The organism is Pantoea sp. EA-12 (assembly GCF_030053355.1).
Lineage (GTDB): Bacteria > Pseudomonadota > Gammaproteobacteria > Enterobacterales > Enterobacteriaceae > Pantoea > Pantoea vagans_C.
The window spans coordinates 78,380-97,194 of the sequence record NZ_JASGBY010000002.1; the positions used below are offsets into that span (position 1 = coordinate 78,380).

13 protein-coding genes are annotated in these 18,815 nt (G+C 45.3%); all 13 read right to left on the minus strand.

Annotation, left to right across the window (positions count from 1 at the left end; translation table 11 throughout):
• Position 1 precedes the first annotated feature (1 nt).
• Entirely contained in the window at positions 2-1,033 is a 1,032-nt protein-coding gene (gene gmd / locus QMZ30_RS03100; protein WP_283226369.1) for a GDP-mannose 4,6-dehydratase, read from the minus strand.
• Positions 1,034-1,046: 13 nt separating this feature from the next.
• Complete coding sequence (locus QMZ30_RS03105; RefSeq protein ID WP_283226370.1) at positions 1,047-3,320, minus strand: glycosyltransferase; 2,274 nt, start codon at positions 3,318-3,320, stop codon at positions 1,047-1,049.
• Complete coding sequence (locus QMZ30_RS03110) at positions 3,317-4,834, minus strand: class I SAM-dependent methyltransferase (protein WP_283226371.1); 1,518 nt, start codon at positions 4,832-4,834, stop codon at positions 3,317-3,319. Before QMZ30_RS03110 ends, QMZ30_RS03105 begins: the two co-directional genes overlap by 4 nt.
• The gene (locus tag QMZ30_RS03115; protein WP_283226372.1) at positions 4,831-6,063 is read right to left on the minus strand and encodes an ABC transporter ATP-binding protein; all 1,233 of its coding nucleotides are present in this window, start codon (positions 6,061-6,063) and stop codon (positions 4,831-4,833) included. Before QMZ30_RS03115 ends, QMZ30_RS03110 begins: the two co-directional genes overlap by 4 nt.
• On the minus strand, positions 6,060-6,854 hold the full coding sequence (locus QMZ30_RS03120; RefSeq protein ID WP_283226373.1) for an ABC transporter permease: 795 nt from the start codon (positions 6,852-6,854) through the stop codon (positions 6,060-6,062). Before QMZ30_RS03120 ends, QMZ30_RS03115 begins: the two co-directional genes overlap by 4 nt.
• A complete protein-coding gene (cpsG, locus tag QMZ30_RS03125; protein ID WP_283226374.1) occupies positions 6,855-8,228 on the minus strand; it encodes a phosphomannomutase CpsG in 1,374 nt (457 codons plus the stop codon).
• A 15-nt stretch (positions 8,229-8,243) separates the two neighbouring features.
• Positions 8,244-9,659 carry a mannose-1-phosphate guanylyltransferase/mannose-6-phosphate isomerase gene (locus tag QMZ30_RS03130; protein WP_283226375.1) on the minus strand — a complete coding sequence of 472 codons (1,416 nt, stop codon included), beginning with the start codon at positions 9,657-9,659 and terminating at the stop codon, positions 8,244-8,246.
• Between the two features lie 531 nt (positions 9,660-10,190).
• Positions 10,191-11,204 (minus strand): UDP-glucose 4-epimerase GalE, encoded by a 1,014-nt coding sequence (galE, locus tag QMZ30_RS03135; RefSeq protein ID WP_058973878.1) that lies wholly within the window; start codon positions 11,202-11,204, stop codon positions 10,191-10,193.
• Between the two features lie 44 nt (positions 11,205-11,248).
• A complete protein-coding gene (gene galF / locus QMZ30_RS03140; RefSeq protein ID WP_039327814.1) occupies positions 11,249-12,142 on the minus strand; it encodes a UTP--glucose-1-phosphate uridylyltransferase GalF in 894 nt (297 codons plus the stop codon).
• A gap of 392 nt (positions 12,143-12,534) precedes the next feature.
• Complete coding sequence (locus QMZ30_RS03145) at positions 12,535-13,875, minus strand: lipopolysaccharide biosynthesis protein (protein ID WP_283226376.1); 1,341 nt, start codon at positions 13,873-13,875, stop codon at positions 12,535-12,537.
• The gene (locus tag QMZ30_RS03150) at positions 13,872-15,095 is read right to left on the minus strand and encodes a glycosyltransferase (protein ID WP_283226377.1); all 1,224 of its coding nucleotides are present in this window, start codon (positions 15,093-15,095) and stop codon (positions 13,872-13,874) included. Before QMZ30_RS03150 ends, QMZ30_RS03145 begins: the two co-directional genes overlap by 4 nt.
• Positions 15,096-15,098: 3 nt before the next feature.
• Positions 15,099-16,361 (minus strand): colanic acid biosynthesis pyruvyl transferase WcaK, encoded by a 1,263-nt coding sequence (gene wcaK / locus QMZ30_RS03155; protein ID WP_283226378.1) that lies wholly within the window; start codon positions 16,359-16,361, stop codon positions 15,099-15,101.
• A gap of 183 nt (positions 16,362-16,544) precedes the next feature.
• Entirely contained in the window at positions 16,545-18,755 is a 2,211-nt protein-coding gene (locus tag QMZ30_RS03160) for a phage tailspike protein (protein ID WP_283226379.1), read from the minus strand.
• Positions 18,756-18,815: the final 60 nt, after the last annotated feature.

The window sequence follows — 18,815 nt, forward strand, 5'->3', positions numbered from 1 at the left end:
ATTAGAAAGAAAATCCTTGTTTGTTACGACGGAGATCTTCTTCCACCATCATTGCACAAAGTTCTTCCAGCGTGGTTTTAGGTTCCCAGCCAAGGATATCCTTCGCGCGTTGTGGGTTACCAATCAGTAATTCAACTTCAGCAGGGCGGTAGAATTTTGGATTGACCTTCACAACAACTTTATTTGTTGCAACGTCAATGGCCACTTCCTGGTCCTCTTTACCTTCAAAGCGGAGTTCAATTCCAGCAGCTTTAAATGCCATGGATACAAAGTCGCGCACCGTTTCAGTACGGTTGGTTGCAAGGACAAAGGTATCTGGCTCATCGGCTTGCAACATCAGCCACATGCCCTCAACGTACTCTTTGGCAAAGCCCCAGTCACGTTTGGCATCCATGTTACCCAACTCAAGAACGTCCAACTTACCGAGCTTAATTTTTGCCACTGAGTCAGTAATTTTACGCGTGACAAACTCTTGACCACGTAGCGGTGATTCGTGGTTAAACAAAATGCCGCTGGACGCAAAAATATTGTAGCTTTCACGATAGTTAATGGTCATCCAGTGTGCATAAAGTTTTGCTACGCCATAAGGACTGCGGGGATAGAAAGGCGTATCTTCTTTCTGTGGAATAGCCTGAACTTTTCCGAACATTTCAGAAGTTGAAGCTTGATAGAATTTCACTTTAGGGTTAACAATACGAATTGCTTCTAATAAGTTAACTGGTCCAATACCTGTGATTTCTGCAGTTGTAATTGGCTGTTCAAAAGAAACACCAACAAAACTCTGTGCTGCGAGGTTGTATACTTCAGTCGCCCCACTCTGCTCTAATAAGCGAATGCTAGCAGACAAATCGGTTAAATCATATTCAACCAAATGCAATTTCGAATTGTCTTTAATTCCTAACTCTTCAATCCGCCAAAAATTTACTGAGCTTGTTCTGCGATAAGTACCATAAACTTCATAACCTTTGCTAAGCAGTAACTCAGCTAAATACGCTCCATCTTGACCAGTTATGCCTGTAACAATAGCTTTCATTTTAACTCCATTATTAATCAACAATTGTAACTTTGGTTTCAGCAACAATCGAATTGCCATCAACCTCAATTAATACTTTTAAAATATACTTGCCTGACGCATCAGGTGGATAAAAAGGAATCCAAATAGAATCCTTTAGCGTATGCGAAGCAGTAATTGTTTCAGTGTCATTTTTAAGCTCTAAATTTATTGTATTAACTAATTTATCACATTGAATTAGGATTCGCCTCATGTTTTGCTGGGCTTTTAATACGCTAAATTCATTTGAGTTAAAGCTTGCCTGATTTTTATTTATCAAAATCACGATAGGTTTATCAAAAAGCTCAACTTGGTGAGCTTTTGTAACTTCCTCTCTGTAACCTTGTAAAACTTCTGAATTAGAATTTAAAACTTCACTGCAACCGTTTTGAGGATTTGGATAGTAATTCTGGAATGTAAACTTTTCAGCAATCTTATTTACAACCCAATCTGATGAATTACCCGGCCAACCAAATGCTTCATATGTTTTAAGCTCGAATTTATGAGGATACGTGAAATATGCAATATTAAAATATATGCTCCATTCATCCATACCCCAATTCCTTTCATCTGCTAAAAACCTGTTATAAATATCATTCACTAATTTTTTATTTATAACTTGTGGCATATGAGATGAGTAACCTCTTGCTGGATATCCCAGCGAAGAAAGGAAGCGAGCTGTCTTGATCAACCCTTTATCAAAACTTGTTTTTTCTGGATAGGCACCAGACCATGAATTGAGATCTTCTGTGAAATAGTAAGCATTGTGCTTATCTTTACATTTAAAGTAAGTTGATTCTATAGATCTAATAGCCAAATAATCATCATCAGCCGCGATGAAGTTTTGCGCAATTTTATTCTGAGCATAAAGTCTCTTTCTTAACAAAGTATTTCTTGACTGATGATCAGAAATATCCACTTCTGACTTTTCCAGTAAATCCTCATCACAAAACACGGTGTTTTCAAATCCAAAGTCTGCGACTAGTTTCTCCATTTCAGATTTAAGTTCTGATTTGGTTAGAACAACAACACTTGTGATAAAACTCATCTTATCACGAACAGATTCCAGACTCTTTGAAAGGTTGGCAGAGTCAATAGTTATATAAACAATTTGGGTGATTGGGTCTTCAAAATTATATTTTTTATCTCCATGAATTAAGTCATCAATACTTCTTTTTACTTGTTCGCCTACTGAATTCCATGAAGGGATTGTAAGAGATTTTGCTTTATTAGTCAGTTCAATAACATAATTTTCATCGCTAGCCACATTAACCATAATTGATATTAACTGGCGTTCATCATCTAATTTAAATACTTCTGCGGAATTGCCTACGACTTCTGGAAGAGCCCCGCCATCTGAAACTATGCTTGGAATCCCAAAACTCAATGCTTCTATTGCGGGCAGCCCATAACCTTCGTAATGGGATGTTGTAATGTAAGCTAAGCATTTAGAATAAAAGTAAGCGAGCTCATCATCATCCACATCGTCAAACCAAAATATATTCTTTTCCTTTGACTTTTCAGACTTCAAATAGCTTGCAAGACCTTCAACATTCCAGCCTTCCTTACCTATTATTACTAATGCAACATCATGTAAATTGCACAATTCAAAACATTTAATCAGGTAGTCATAATTTTTTCTAGGTTCAAGAGTTCCTACTGAAAGAAAAAACCTCTTACCTCTCAACTCATCCCTAACAACAGTATCGCTCCCATTAGGAACATTTAAATTTGGTAATGGACCTAAAGGTATTACTGAACCTTCCTTTGCAACTCCGATGAATTTTTTTGATAAGGTCGAAATTTCATCATGTACGAATTTTGATATTGAGAATATAAAATCACTATAAGCAATCTTAGCATAAAAGTAGTCACTATATCTTAATACTGTATTTACATGCGACCATGAGGAGTTAACGATAGGGACGCTATCATAATGTAGATTTATTATTTTGATCAATTTTTCTTTCAGTTTGGGATATAAGGTATTCCGATCTATACCATCACTCCACGATGCATCAACATCAAAGAAATAATCGCCAACTTTCATATCTTCAAAATTTATTTTTTCTGTCGTTGCTTTACCTTCATAAATAGCTTCGGACAAACTTTCAAAGTTTACAATTTTTTTGAAATAATTTTTATCGTAATCCCATGCAATAAAACAAAATTCATCGGTCCGCAGTTGTTCACCAAGGTTAACCACAACGCGCTGAATGCCAGTTTTACGTTTTGTGGCTACAGAACTCGTAATATTTACATAAATCATTTTTTTAACCACGCATTCAAATTTTCACCAGAAAATGTTTTATATTCCTGACTTTCAAGAATAACTCTGGCAAGATGATTAATGGGGTAATCAATTTCTTGGATTGAACTTGGCATGCGCCCAAGTAAGCTCATGTATAACGCAAAACCAATATTATGGTCTATATTATTATGCGGCAGCATATTCAATATTGACTCTTTACCATTGCGTTTTGAATTATTAAATTCAGTAATCCAATACATCACGGTTGAATATTTATTTTCGATTAGTGATTCGAGTGCAGGTGAATTATAAATCTCAGTGAGGTATTTTTTATAAGATGAATTATTATTATCTAAATTGTTGATTTTTGAGATAGCATCAAAATAACTCAATCCGTTGAAAATATTAGTATGCTTCTCATTTTTATTTTTCTTCTCGCCACTTATGGCAACCGCAAGTAGCACTCTTAAGACTAGATTTTTAAGTTTTGTTGCAAATTTAGGATTGAGCCTATAAAACCTGCCATAAATAGCTCTTGAACGCGAGGAGTGGATACAATAAGAAAGTGTTTTTTTCATCGCAGTCTTTAAACTATTATTTTTCATAATAGTATAAATTTTTCTGTAGGACGATATCAACTTCCAAGATTTGCTTTTTTCAATTTCCGAAAGTTTAATTAAAGCAGCGTGTTTTTCAGAATTTATTTTTTTTATTAACTCTTGATAGTTAACTTTGTCTTCTCTCTGGTATTTTTTAATTTCTTCAATTTCATTTAATAAAATCCTCCTTTCAACCTCCATTTTTTGATCATAAATTCTTGCTGCTTCAATTGTATTTATCCCTTTTTTTCGCATAATCAAATCATTTAGCTCATCCCCAAATGATTGAGCTGTTTTCCTAGCTATAACAGCATAATCCTTACTACTGCCATCAATAACATTAATAAGGCTAATACTGTCACCCCTCATTATCTTTTCTTGAAGATAATGAATATTATGAACATCAAAGCCATTATATTCAATCATAAAATCAAGTAACAGTGAAGGTAACGGCTTGTTATGTGTTGGATCAAGATAGAAGTTGTTTGTGCCTACTACAAGGTTTTGTGCATTTGGTGTTTCTAAAATCAGAATACCACCAGGTTTTAGACATTTAAAACAATTTCTTATAAATTCTTCAAGCTCACTGAACGGAATATGCTCAATAAAATGAAATGCAGATATAACATCTTGTGATTCACAATCTAACTCACTTATATATACCAATGCATCACCGCATATTATTTCCGCATTTATATCAGCGCATGCTGTTAGCATATTCTTATTCAGATCAATACCAACCAAATTCTTTACATTATTCTCACTTAGCTTTCTTAACCACTCCCCTCTTCCGCACCCTATATCTAAAGCTCTAGCATTTGGGTTAATTTTCAAAACTTCTTGGATAAATTGGTTGTAATAATCAAGTCGTTTTGAAATTAGTTCTGCTGAGCCACGATATTTGTCTTCAAACTTCCTGTAAAAATCACTCATTTGTTTTTTATCTCCAAAATCGGCTCAATCCAAGAACTCCCAATAAAACTGGACTTATTCGTATTAATAACATTAAACACTATCGCAACATCTTTCCAAAGATAGTTACCAGCTACATGAGTATGCCCACGGTGTGCTGCAACAGATACAGAATAATTCCCTTCACCAACGTTGGCATCAAATGTAAATTCAAACACCTTCACTTCATCACATTTCAAATCACATTGTTGCTGTTTTAAAAAATAGGAATTTGTCCCAAAAATCTCTCTACCATACTTATCTTTAATAAGATAACCTAAAACCAAGTCATTCAAATCTTCATTAACTTTAATTTCAATGATGAGCTTAACTCTTTCTCCAACTTTAACAAGCTCAATGACATTTCCGTCCAAATTAATAATTGAAATATTTATTAGACTAACTTTACCATCACCGGATGTCGTTTGCTTTTTATTATCATTTATTCTCTTTTTTAAATGACCAACATCAATTCCTCTGTCTGATAACATTGCGTTATAATAATTTAGAACCTCTTCAGGCTCACCATCGAGTTCCATGTTGCCTGCCGAAATTAAAATAGCTCTATCGCATATGCTTTGTATTGCCTGTTTATCATGTGAAACCAGTAGCAATGAAGTCCCTAATTGTTTGAACTTTTTTATTCGCTCAAAACTTTTATGTTGAAAATAGGCATCTCCAACTGATAATGCTTCATCTATAATTAATAAATCAGGCCTTACAGCTGTGGCCACACTAAATGCCAACCTAACCTGCATCCCACTAGAATATACTCTGACTGGCTGATTAATATAATCTCCAATCTCTGAAAAGTTAACTATTTCATCAAAGAGCTTATCAATTTCGTTAACTGATAATCCTAAAAGCTGCCCTGACATATATACATTTTGTCTACCGGTAAATTCTGGATGAAAACCAAGCCCTAATTCAAGTAGAGCTACAATTCTTCCGTTTCTTACAATACTACCCTCTGTTGGTTTAATCGTGCCGGTTATTATTTTAAGGAGAGTGCTTTTCCCTGCTCCATTTATACCAATTATGCCAACTGCTTCACCATGTTTAATGGTAAAATTAATATTTCTTACTATCCACTTTAAAAAAAAGTTTTTACTATTCTTAGATCCAAAAAGTACAGTCAGTAGCTTACTAATTTTACTTCTATAGACTTTGTATGCCTTACCTGTATTTTTTACTTCTAATCGAATACTCATAGCTCATCAACCATCTCATTAAATCTTTTTTTGAATAGAACTATACCAATCAATGATAGGACTACTGAAGCTATAACTGCGGGAAGCAATATAGAAAAGTCATTCATGTATCCTTTAACAAAAACACTTTGAGATGAAATAACAATTCCTGTTAACGGATTCATTAGAACGATATCTTTCGCCCACTGAGGTAGAATAGTTAGAGGATAAACAATCGGTGTTAGCCAAAACCAAAACTGCATGAACACGTTTATAAAGTTACCGACATCTCTAAAAAAAACGTTAATAAGCCCTAGTATCATTCCTAGACTCAAAGCGAAACATAACATTAAGAGTGACAAGGGTATTACATATAGAATGCTTAATGGATGTAATGATCCCGTTACTATCATCACTATAATGAACACACCCATTATAATACTGAAATTTATTGAACTTGTAATCGCAATTACAATTGTTAAGCATATTTTAGGGAAGCTTATTTTTTTAATTGAATTTGCATTTTGTAAGTACACAACAGTGCTCTTACTTATCATCTCCATAAAATAATTCCAAAAAATTATACCTGAGCATAAAAAAATACTATATGAAATTGGACTCGTGCTATCAGCAATCCTTCCTCTCATGAGGGTCGAAAATACAATTGTATAAACTAAAATTAGAGATATTGGTTGAGCAAAAATCCATACAGGACCCAAGATACTGGTTCGATATTTAGACTGAAATTCTCTTCTTACGCTACTTAGAATGAACCCTCTAAACTGGTATGTATTTTTTATAAAATTATACATTTAGTGATCCATTAGTTTTAAAATTTGTTTCAACTTAGAATGCAAAAGCTCTTCGTCATCCTTCGACTCTACATTGAGTCTTAAAAGCGGTTCTGTATTTGAGGTTCTTATGTTGAAACGCCATGATTTTAAATCGACACTAACACCATCTGTTTCATTAAATTCAACCGCATCATTCATATAAAAATCTTTAATTATATTTATGATATCCAATGGGTTCTTTAACTTTCTATTTATTTCTCCACTACAAGGAAAGGCTTTCATCCTCTCTTCAACCTGCTGAGATAATGTCTGCCCTTTCACCGCCAGCAACTCCGCCACCAGCAACCACGGAATCATCCCACTATCGCAGTAAGCAAAATCACGGAAGTAATGATGTGCACTCATCTCCCCGCCGTAGATCGCATCTTCCTCACGCATACGTTCTTTAATAAATGCATGGCCGGTTTTAGACATGACAGGGATTCCACCAGCCTTAGTCACCACATCAATGGTGTTCCATGTAAGACGTGGGTCGTGGATAATTTTTGCGCCCTTCTCTTTCTTCAGGAACGCTTCTGCCAAAAGGCCAACGATATAATAGCCTTCAATAAATTCAGCATTCTCATCAAACAAGAAACAACGGTCAAAATCACCGTCAAAAGCGATACCCATATCGGCGTGGTGTTCACGCACTGCATCTGAAGTGTCTTTGCGGCATTCTGGCAAAAGAGGATTAGGGATGCCGTTCGGGAAATTGCCGTCAGCTTCATGGTGAACTTTGATAAAGCTTACCGGAGCGTTTGCTTGCTGGAATCGTTTTTCAATTTCATCAATAACATGCCCAGCAGCACCGTTTCCGGAGTTTATCACCAGTTTCATCGGCTGTTTGAAATTGGCCAAATCGATGTAACCCATTAGGTGATCAACATAGGCGTCTAACACCGAAATCTGCTGGTAGCTGCCTCGTTTTGATTCATCAACTGCGGCAAATTCATTGGCTTCTGCAAGACGCTGTACATCGCGTAGTCCAGTATCACCGCTGATCGGGCGGGCGCCTTCACGTACCAACTTCATGCCGTTGTAATTCATTGGGTTGTGGCTGGCAGTGACTTCAATACCGCCATCAATACCCAAGTGGAAGGTGGCGAAGTAGATTTCTTCAGTGCCGCTCATGCCGATATCCAGCACGTCAGTACCAGCATCACGCAATCCATTAGCCAAAGCTAATTTCAGTGCCTCACTGGTCAAACGAACATCACCGCCAACAACAATGGTTTTCGGTTTAATAAATTCACCGTAGGCACGGCCAATACGATAAGCGATATCTTCATTGAGCTCTTTGCCCAGCTCACCACGAATGTCGTAAGCCTTAAAACAAGTCAGTGCTTCCATTGTTTCTTTGTATCCTTATTTACGGGCAAATTGCTCTTTAATCAAAATGAGGTCGTCATCGCCTAAGTAAGATCCCGACTGGATTTCCAGTAGCTCTAACGGAATCTTGCCTGGGTTTTCCAGTGTGTGCTGATGGCCAATAGGAATGAAGGTTGACTGATTTTCTGTTAATAGAAGCGTCTTATCCTGAATCGTGACCTTCGCGGTACCCGACAAAATCACCCAGTGCTCGGTGCGATGGTAGTGCATCTGTAGCTCAAACGATTCGCCCGGTTTAACCGTAATGCGATTCACATTGAATCGGCCGGTGTTGACGATCAAATCGCAACGGCCCCATGGCCAATAGGTCTCTCGGTGGCGGCGATACTCGCTACGGCATTCCGTTTTCAGGAATTCAACCACACGTTTAACATCCTGTACTTGGTCTTTGCGCGCGACCAATACAGCATCTTTAGTATTGACGATAACCAGGTCTTCTACCCCAATAGCTGCGACCAGCTGATCTTCGCTGTTGATATAGCAGTTCTTGGTGTTGTGCAGGAAAGTATCACCCTTGAGTGAGTTACCTGCTTCATCCTTCTCATTCACTTCCCACAAGGCAGACCATGAACCAACATCACTCCAGCCCGCATCCAGTGGCACGACCACTGCAGCATCAGTCTGCTCCATCACCGCATAATCGACGGATTCATCTGGGCAGGCGATAAAGTCATCTTTATCAATACTGATAAAGTCGCTGCCCTCTTTCACGTTAGCCATCGCGCGTTGACAGGCTTCAAGGATGTCCGGGCGGAATTTTTCTAACTCTTGCAGGTAGCGTTTCGCGCGGAACATGAACATGCCGCTGTTCCAGTAATATTCGCCAGACGCTAAATAATCTTCAGCTGTTTTAAGATTTGGCTTTTCAACAAAGCGCTGAACACCGAATGGTGCATTCTCATCGCCAGCGATCTGGCTGCCACGCTGGATATAACCGTAGCCGGTCTCTGGTCCGGTCGGTACGATGCCAAAGGTCACTAAATGCCCTTGCTTGGCATATTGGGTCGCAGTCGTGATGGCCTGATGGAATGCTGCCCGGTCATCAATGACATGGTCCGCTGCTAACACCAGCAGGACCGGATCATCACCTTGCTCAATTGCGTTAAGTGCGGCTAGAGCAATCGCTGGCGCCGTATTACGTCCTACTGGCTCAAGGATAATGTTGTGTGAGAGCTTTTTGATTTGACGAAGCTGCTCTGCCACCAGAAAACGGTGCTCTTCATTGCAAATAACCAACGGAGCTCGTGCTTCAACGCCGGTCAGACGGTTTACGGTTTCCTGCAGCATCGAATGCTGTCCATGCAAACTGATAAACTGCTTTGGATAGAGTTCGCGTGAAAGGGGCCACAAACGACTGCCGGTTCCTCCGGCCATAATTACGGGAAGTAACATTCCACAACCTCTAATGTGTCATTTAAAACTGCTATATCAATTTAGAGCGGGTTATTTTTTCATCGCAATTTAAAAAACAGCCACGCTACCGCCCTTGGCTTGCAGCAACCAATATGCTGTGTAACAAGTCAATTTTTATGCTCACCGCCTCTTTTCACACAGGCGTCTAATAATTCAACAAGCCCCAGCTATAACTAAAGCCATCGCAAATAATACATTTTGTGCTGATGAAATAACATGGTTATTGTCTTATGAGACTGCTACAAATCTTTATGCCATCTAATCGTTCCGCTTATCTACAACTCATTGACTGCAATGAATATAGTATCTTTAACAGATAGTTAAAGGATCACCGTCATTCTTACAGAGACAAGTAGATGATGAGTTAGAGCGTTAATCTTTTCTCAGGTTCGTTTAGGATTATTCTGTGTTTGAAAACCATGATGTGGCTAAAAATAACCCAATCAATGTTAGTTATTTTACCCATAAAAAAACCCGGCAGATGCCGGGTTTTGATCAATTCAATGTGGATTACTTAAACCCTTCCGGGTTCTTGCTCTGCCAGTTCCAGGTATCGCGCATCATCGCATCGATCCCGCGCGTCACGCGCCAGTCCAGCTCGGTGTTCGCCAGGCTCGCATCCGCCCAGAACGCCGGCAGGTCGCCGTCACGACGGGGTTTGAACTCAAACGGAATCGCTTTACCCGACGCCTTCTCAAACGCTTTGATCATCTCAAGTACTGAGAAGCCTACGCCGCCGCCGAGGTTATAGGCTTTGTAACCGGTGACCTTCGGCAGATGGTCCAGCGCTTTGAGATGGCCTTCGGCCAAGTCCACCACGTGGATGTAGTCGCGCTGTGCCGTGCCATCTGGCGTGTCGTAGTCATCGCCAAACACACCCAGCTTCTCCAGACGGCCAATCGCCACCTGCGCAATGTACGGCAGCAGGTTGTTAGGAATGCCGGTTGGGTCTTCACCAATCTCACCCGACTCATGCGCACCCACAGGGTTGAAATAGCGCAGCGCGATGGCTTTGAAGTTCGGGTCCGCTTTAGCGAAGTCGCGCATCACGAATTCGATCATCAGCTTAGAGGTGCCATACGGGCTGGTGGTGCCACCAATCGGCGTGGTTTCCACATACGGCACTGGCGCATCGGCACCGTAAACGGTCGCTGATGAGCTAAAGATGAAGTTCCACACGCCCGCTGCGCGCATCTCTTCCAGCAGCACCACGGTGCCTGCGACGTTGTTCTCGTAATATTCCAGCGGCATACGCGTGGATTCGCCCACCGCTTTCAGCGCAGCGAAGTGGATCACCGCAGAGATATCGTTGGCAGCAAACAGATCACGCAGGCAGGCACGATCGCGGATGTCGCCTTCGACAAATACCGCTTTCTTACCAGAGAGTTTCTCCACGCGGTTGATGGCTTCGCGTGAGGCATTGCAAAGGTTATCCAGGACCACAACGTCGTCACCGCGCTCTAACAGCGCCAGCACCGTATGGGAGCCGATGTACCCTGCTCCTCCCGTTACCAAAATAGCCATGTGTACTCCTTTAAACCGCGCAAGTGGCGCGGCATGAGAATGGATTATTTCGCCAGGATTTTCTGGATAGCTTCGCGGAAATCACGACCCTGCGCGTTGTTACGCAGACCGTAAGAGACGAACGCCTGCATGTAGCCCATCTTTTTACCACAGTCGAAGCTGGTTCCGGTCAGCAATTGCACATCAACAGGCTTCTTCTTGCTGAGAGAGGCAATGGCATCGGTCAATTGGATACGGCCCCATGCGCCTGGCTCGGTGTTTTCCAGCTCTTTCCAGATATCAGCAGACAGCACATAGCGGCCCACTGCGGTCAGGTCTGAATCTAACTGACCCGCTTCTGGTTTTTCAACGAAGTTGGTGATGGTGCTGATGTCGCCTGGGTTATCAATCGGCGCTTCGGTGGTCAAGACACCGTATTCGGTCAGGTCTTCGCCCGGCATGTGTTTCGCCAGTACCTGGCTGTGGCCGGTTTCTTCGAAACGCGCAACCATCGCAGCGAGGTTATAGCGCAGGTGGTCAGCGGTAGAGTCATCGAGCAGGACGTCTGGCAATACCACCACGAACGGGTTATCGCCGATCATTGGACGCGCACAAAGTACTGAGTGGCCAAGACCCAGTGGGTTCGCCTGACGCACGTTCATGATGGTTACGCCCGGCGGACAGATTGATTGCACTTCGCTCAGCAGCTGACGTTTAACACGCGCTTCAAGCAGCGCTTCCAGCTCATAAGTGGTGTCGAAGTGGTTTTCCACTGCATTTTTGGAAGCATGGGTGACCAGCACAATCTCCTTGATGCCCGCAGCCACGCACTCGTCAACAATGTATTGAATCATTGGTTTATCGACGATTGGCAGCATCTCTTTTGGGATGGCTTTCGTTGCAGGGAGCATATGCATACCGAGACCCGCAACCGGGATTACTGCTTTAAGCTTGGTCATATTTATTCCATTTCATGAAGTGAATACGTGGGGTCGATTATGCAGGATCGGCCGGTGCAGCAAGTATAATCTTTATCTGAAAAACCGGCACTAACTCTCTGTCACGACATCAAAAATCGTCAAAATGTCCCTTTGCCGTTTCGCCTGACGCGTGTGAAATGCGCGGGCTAAACTGCTGAAAAACAGTGGGAGGATGCCGGATTTTGAACGGAGGATAAGACCAGTGATTTTCAGAATGGTTTCAGGGGATTTTGCAGCGATTTTAATGGCGCCAGGCGGGTAAAACGGAGCGGCGCGATTTATCACGCTTTCAGGCAGCGGTGCGGTTGCCAGGGCGCGCCATAAATGGCACCGCTACGAAAGGATATACGTAGCGGTGCCATTAACGTGAATTACAGCCAGCCCTCAAACCACTCCGGCATCACAAACAGATTGAAGTGATTCACCAGCAGCATCAGACCGACAAACACCACCGACACTGACACCCACTGGCGTGCATAGGGTACAAAGCGAATGCCAATCACCGGTTTAATGAAGAACGGATGGGCAAAGGCGGAGATCAACACCTGCGAAATGGACAGTGTCAGCGCCACGTAGAGCACATTTGGCCAGATGTAAGTGGTCGCCAATACCACCACCACCACCAGACTCGCGACGATATTCCAGTAGAACTCGACGTTGGTCTTACCGTTGGCCTGCGAGATTGCACCGGTCAAGCCGCCCATCGGACGCAGCATGCCGAACAGCAGCATCAGCGGAATCAGATGGTAAACCTGCTCATGCGACGCGCCATACAGCACACGCACAATCACCGGCGACAGAATTCCAATCGCCAGATACATCAGGCTGCTGAACAGCATGATGACGAAGGTGCCCTTCAGGAACAGCTTCTTCAACTGCTCAGGATCGTGCTGTTTCTCCGCGAAACGCGGCAGCGCCAGGCGGTTAATCACTGGTGAGACGAGCTTCAGCGGCTGCAGAATCAGCTCTTTCGCCAGTGAGTAGATACCCAGCATTTCTGCGCCCATCACCTTACCAACAATCAACGCATCCGCTTGAGTACGCAGTTGGTTAATGGTCTGCGATCCGAGCTGATAAATGCCGTAACGCACTGCGCTGAAGAAGGTTTTACCTTCAAATTCCCACGTCGGACGCCACGATTTCTCGCCGAAGTAGATCATGCACAGGATGCGGGTAAAGGCATTAATAAACAGCCCGAGGATTGCAGCAGCAACGGTCAGCGAGGTGAAATAGAGCATCGCCACGGTGCAGAGGAACGCGAACAGCTTGGTCGCCATCTCAATCTTCGCCAACGTCACCATGCGCTTGGCTTTCACATAGTGCGCCTGATACTGCGACAAATGCCCCAGCACCAGGAAGTTGAGGCTGGTGAGCATAATCAGCCCGGTCAACTCTGGCAGGTGATAGAACCACGCCACCGGCCAGGCGATGGCCAGCATAATCAAACCGGTGCACAAGCTGAGTGAGACGTTGACCCAGTAGATGGTGCTCTGCTGGCGACGGTTGATGTCCTGACGATGCACGATGTAGCTGCTCATCCCCATGTCCTGCAACACCGTTGCCACCGCCAGAATGGCGTTGATGATCGCCAGTAAACCTAACTCATGCGCTTCCAGCTTGCGCGCCAGCACGCTAAGCTGGAGAACCTGCAACAGGGCTGCGAAGCAGGTACTACCAAACAGCCAAACGGCCTGTTTTTTTAATCCGCTCACACCATTTGCTCCAGAATTTTGGCCAGCTCGCCATAGGCGATATGCTGATTGAACTCAGTTTCCACTTTGTGACGCGCGGCCGCGACCACGGGTGCCACATCCACATCACCACGCGATAAGCGCAGTAACGTTTCTGCCAGTTCCTCGGCGTCGTTTTCGGAAACCAACCAGCCACTCACGTTGTTCTGTATCAGCTCTGGAATACCACTGTGATAGGTGGAGACCACCGGCAAGCCCACCGCCATCGCCTCCATCAACGCCACCGGAATACCTTCCATGTCACCGTCCGCTGCGGTTTTAGACGGCAACAAGAAGATATCCGCTTCATTCAGCGCCTGACGGATCTCTTCCTGAGGTTTAAAGCCCGGCATGGTGACAAACGCTTCCAGCCCGGCACGGGCGATATGTTCGCGCATCATGCCGTCCTGCTCACCGTTACCGATGATGGTGAACTGGAACTGTCCACCATTATTGCGCAGGATCTCACTGGCTTTCACCGCCACATCCAGCCCTTTCTTCTCGGTCAGACGTGCCACCGAGACGATGCGCAGCGGCTGGTGGAAGGCCTCACGCGGTTTGAAGTTAAACTTCTCCGGCTCGATGCCCATGCGGGTGACATGCACTTTCTCGCGCGGACAGCCCATCTCGATCAGCTTGTTCTCCCACAAATGGCTGATAGGCAGCATCAGCTCACTCTGCTTGAACAGGTTGACGTAATCGAGCTTGTGCTCTTCAAGAATGTGACGGCGCGAGATATCCGCGCCATGGAACACCGTGGCCTGCTTGCCTTTCAACACGCCAAGTTCTCGCAATTTATTCGCCAGCGCACCGGCATAGCCAAAGTGCACCAGAAAAACATCAGCGGTGAAGGTTTGCTTCGCGTTAGCCACAATAGCGGGCAGTAGCAGCTTTTTCGCCTGCGCACCGTAACGCCCGACGTTGAGCGATTTGATCAGCGACGGTTTGGCGATTTTCGGCAGCATCAGACCAATACGCTGCGTCAGCTTATCCAGATTCGAGACTTTCTCTTCCGGCAGTAAATAGTGAGTTTTCGCTGCCAGATTGTAATCATCGAACGCGGCGTGACGATTGATCATATCGCCGGGAAACACGGAGATAATCTCCACGTCATAGCCTGCATCGATGAAATGCGTCACCTGATTGAGGACAAACGTCTCAGAGGCAACCGGAAAACGCATGGTGAAAAAGGTCAGCTTCATCACTTACCCCAGCACGTTGAGAATTTCTGCCGTAATGCGGTTACCCATTTCACGCTCCTGCGCCACCGCGGTGTCCACTTTGCGCTTCACATTGTCGTAGTCCGCCAGCACGGTCTGCACTTTGTCGATCAGTGAACCGTCCATCAGGCTTTGTACATCGGTCGCCATTTGTGGCAGGCCGAGTTGGTTCATCACACCGAGCGATTTGTGCTCATAGTTGATGGCCACAGCCGGAGTACCGAAGTTCATGGAGATGATGGCGGAGTGCAGGCGGGTGCCGATAGTCAGGTGACAATCAGCGAGCAGGATGCCGATTTCAAGGTCGTTGAACTCGTCCATGATGACATGGTAATGCTCAGGATGGTCGACGTGGTCGCGCAGGGTTAATGCCACCATGCGGTCGTCTTTCGCGTAGCTATCGATGCCAGTACAGGTTGAGAACGCCACGACCTGATATCCCTCGGCGATCATCGCGTTAATCACTCGACCAAATGCGGCTTCATACTCTTTCTGCGTCACGCCCAGACGTTTATCAAACGGTGCCAGTTCACGCACGGTGATGGCGATGGTTTTGCGTGAGCGGATGATATTTTGCCAGTGCAGCAGATTATGGCTTGGGTTCTCCACTTGACGCGCTTCCACCAGGAAGGCGGTGTCCACGCCCTTCTTCACGCGACGTGTGGTGACGCCATCCTGTTTCAGGCGGTCGAAACTCACTTCCTCGCGCAGCACCAGGCTGTCAACGCGGTCAAACACGAAGTTCGCCAGCGCATTCACGCGTGGATTTTCAAACGGCCCCACCGAGTGGCCAATCATATACAGCGGCTTTTTCGCCATCAGCGCACAGAGCGCGTGATCGAATTGCGTCACGCCGTACAGATCGACGAAGAACGAACCACCAACCTGAATGATCGCGTCATATTGCGCCAGACTTTTGGTGAACGCTTCCAGATGCGGTGGCACTGAAAACGATTTGTACAAGCCGCCCTTGCCTAAGTGCGCCATCATGATGTCGGGCATTAAGCGGTTTGCGACTTTACGTTTTACCGTACCCACCAGCCCTTTGGCGGATTTGCTGTTGTGCAGGAACAGGGAATCTTGCTGGATATCCTGCTGCAGTAAGTATCCGGAGCTTGTTGGATAACGACTGATCACATCAATATCGAGATCCTTACGCGAGGAATGCAGTGAATCAATCAGTCCACGTAAAATCGCGCCATCCCCACGATTTCCACAGGTATGGTTTCCCACCAATAAAATCTTCATAAAAACTCCAGATAAAATTTTTTTAATTTTGCAAGCCGCGCCATTTCCTGAACTGGCAAAGTGAACTCTGTATTAAAAAACTGCAATGGGAACAATGCCCTAAATAAATCTAGCGGTGCGCATTAATGCGCACCTTACCGCCATATAACACTCTTGGTGGCGCGATAAATCGCGCCGTTAAAACTAAGACTTCAGCGCAAAATACGGCAGAGCGACCTGCTCGCCGTTAATCACCACCGAAACAAACCCTTTCGGCTCACGCGTATCCACCTGTTCCGGCTTCAATGCACGAGACGCCAGCAGCAGATCGCCCTGCTCGTTGCCGCCAATCCCCGCTTTGCCGTTATGCAGGCTGAAGCGCTGTGCTGCCTGCTGGCTGCCATTGCTCGGATTGCCTTTGTCCATTTTGGCGTCAACGCGCGCGCAGCGACCGGTCATAAAGCGGTCTTTGGCCGTGCTCTTAATCAGCACCACCGCGGTTGGCATCCAGCCCGCCAGCTTAACGAACACTCTGGTGTCGGCCTCGCTACGCGGGTCAAAGCGCACTTCCAATACCGGTGAACTGCCTTCTGCCGACCAGGTTGCCTCAGCATTTTTGGTTTTGCGTTGCAGATGAATAACCGCACGCCCTCCGGTGGTTTTACCGTCAATCGGATCCATCAGCGGTTGATTGGTGGTGCCGTTGTTAAACTGCGACTGACCAAACACCTCGATTTCCCAGCTGTCACCTACATCCGGAGAGTAGAAGTTACCTAACTCAAACCAGGTCTCTTGATTGGTGTTATTACTCAAGCGGAAACGCGAGGTGATGTAGTTGTATTTCAGGCTGCCATCGATGGCGACACCGTAAGACTCGACGCGTGTCGATCCCATCTCCCACATGCTCAACCAGGGTTTGCCCTGCAGCGAGTTGTCGATCCAGCTACCCGATTGCAGGTTGGTTTGACGCATATTGAGGCGCGAGTTGTGCGCAATCAGCGGGTTTTTACAATCTTCGAGGCTTAGTGCATCGATAATCCACTGACCGTCAGAGATGTCGCCGGGATGTTCGGTGTGCTCAATCCAGCCGTTGTGAATAATCGACTGACCGCAACGTGGCAGATTGAGGACTTTGCCGCCGGAGCAGTGCTGCGCATTGAAGTTAGAGAGTTCAATCGCGGTGCTGTGATCCCACACGCCCACTTTCTGTCCGGACCAGGTCGCTTTGATCACATCGCCTGTACAGGTTTCCGCATACCATTGGTCAATTTTGCAATCCAGCGTGTCCATCAGACTCAGACACACGCCGCCCACGCGGTTGAAGCGCAGGCAGGCACCACGGAAGAACTGACCGCCCGGACAGGTGTTGTGGAACAACCCCTGCTTATTCGGACGCGAGTCGTTGTTACCGTTGAAATTGAGGTTGGAGATTTCAGTCCAGCGCGCGTTCACCGAGAACAGAAATTCGGAGCGACCATCCGATACCAGTGTGGTCGCGGGGAAGTAGCCGAAGTTAACCATCGCGCCCGAAATACGGAAGAAGCGCAACTGCTCATTGCCGAAATCGCAGCCTGAGACAAAGAAGGTCCCGGCCGGGAACTGCACGCAGATCGGTTGTTCGGCATCATGCGACCATTGATACATGGCTTTGATCGCCGGTGCCGAGTCGGTTTTACCGTCGGCGATGGCCCCAAAATCAAACAGCGTCAGGCGGTTGAAATCTTCCACCACACGGCGCCAGTAGAAGCCGTTGCCAGAAAAGATCACGCCGCCATCATCTTTGCCTTCGCCAAATGCGCCAACAAATTCGCCGCCGCCGACTTCAAGCCCTTCGTGCCAGCTTTTCAGCTTAATTTTAGCGCCAGCAAACAGCGGACGGGTTTTGCGCAGCTCATCAACGGAAGGAATTTCGCCAATCAGCTGGTAGCCATTTGGCTGTGCCAAGCGCTGGCTGAAGTTGCTCTGATTGGGGCGCGATACGTCGGTAATCGAAAACAGCGTGTTGCCCTGATTATCCTCCACCACCATTGAATGGGCAGGATCGGCAATTAACGCAGCATTATCGTGAATAAATTGAGCAAAGTTGCCTTTATTCAACGCAATTGGCTGACTGATTTGTGACACTTTACCGTTGGCATCGCGCAGGAATACCGGGATCTGGTTACCGGATTGGCTGGCATCGCTGCCCGCTTTACCGATCCACAGTTTGCCCTCAAAGTTCTGCCAGAACTGAGGCGGCATGGTGTAGACATTTTCCGGCGTCAGAATCGGGACATCGCCCTGCGGTACGCTGGACGGATCGACAGCCTTCAACGCAGGTTGACCACTTTTTGCGGCGTAGCTGGAAAATGCACTCACTGAGAGCGCGGCAACAATGGAGGAGGCTGCAGTCTGCAAGACTTCTCTTCTTTTCATGCTTTCAATCCCGTGGTCATGGGCTGCCAGGCAGCCATAAAAGTGATCCCGGAGGCACGA

Excerpts from the sequence above, each read along its gene's own strand:
- gmd (WP_283226369.1), bottom strand. The coding sequence starts at position 1,033 with ATGAAAGCTATTGTTACAGGCATAACTGGTCAAGATGGAGCGTATTTA.
- QMZ30_RS03105 (WP_283226370.1), bottom strand. The coding sequence starts at position 3,320 with ATGATTTATGTAAATATTACGAGTTCTGTAGCCACAAAACGTAAAACT.
- QMZ30_RS03110 (WP_283226371.1), bottom strand. The coding sequence starts at position 4,834 with ATGAGTGATTTTTACAGGAAGTTTGAAGACAAATATCGTGGCTCAGCA.
- QMZ30_RS03115 (WP_283226372.1), bottom strand. The coding sequence starts at position 6,063 with ATGAGTATTCGATTAGAAGTAAAAAATACAGGTAAGGCATACAAAGTC.
- QMZ30_RS03120 (WP_283226373.1), bottom strand. The coding sequence starts at position 6,854 with ATGTATAATTTTATAAAAAATACATACCAGTTTAGAGGGTTCATTCTA.
- cpsG (WP_283226374.1), bottom strand. The coding sequence starts at position 8,228 with ATGGAAGCACTGACTTGTTTTAAGGCTTACGACATTCGTGGTGAGCTG.
- QMZ30_RS03130 (WP_283226375.1), bottom strand. The coding sequence starts at position 9,659 with ATGTTACTTCCCGTAATTATGGCCGGAGGAACCGGCAGTCGTTTGTGG.
- galE (WP_058973878.1), bottom strand. The coding sequence starts at position 11,204 with ATGGCTATTTTGGTAACGGGAGGAGCAGGGTACATCGGCTCCCATACG.
- galF (WP_039327814.1), bottom strand. The coding sequence starts at position 12,142 with ATGACCAAGCTTAAAGCAGTAATCCCGGTTGCGGGTCTCGGTATGCAT.
- QMZ30_RS03150 (WP_283226377.1), bottom strand. The coding sequence starts at position 15,095 with ATGAAGCTGACCTTTTTCACCATGCGTTTTCCGGTTGCCTCTGAGACG.
- wcaK (WP_283226378.1), bottom strand. The coding sequence starts at position 16,361 with ATGAAGATTTTATTGGTGGGAAACCATACCTGTGGAAATCGTGGGGAT.
- QMZ30_RS03160 (WP_283226379.1), bottom strand. The coding sequence starts at position 18,755 with ATGAAAAGAAGAGAAGTCTTGCAGACTGCAGCCTCCTCCATTGTTGCC.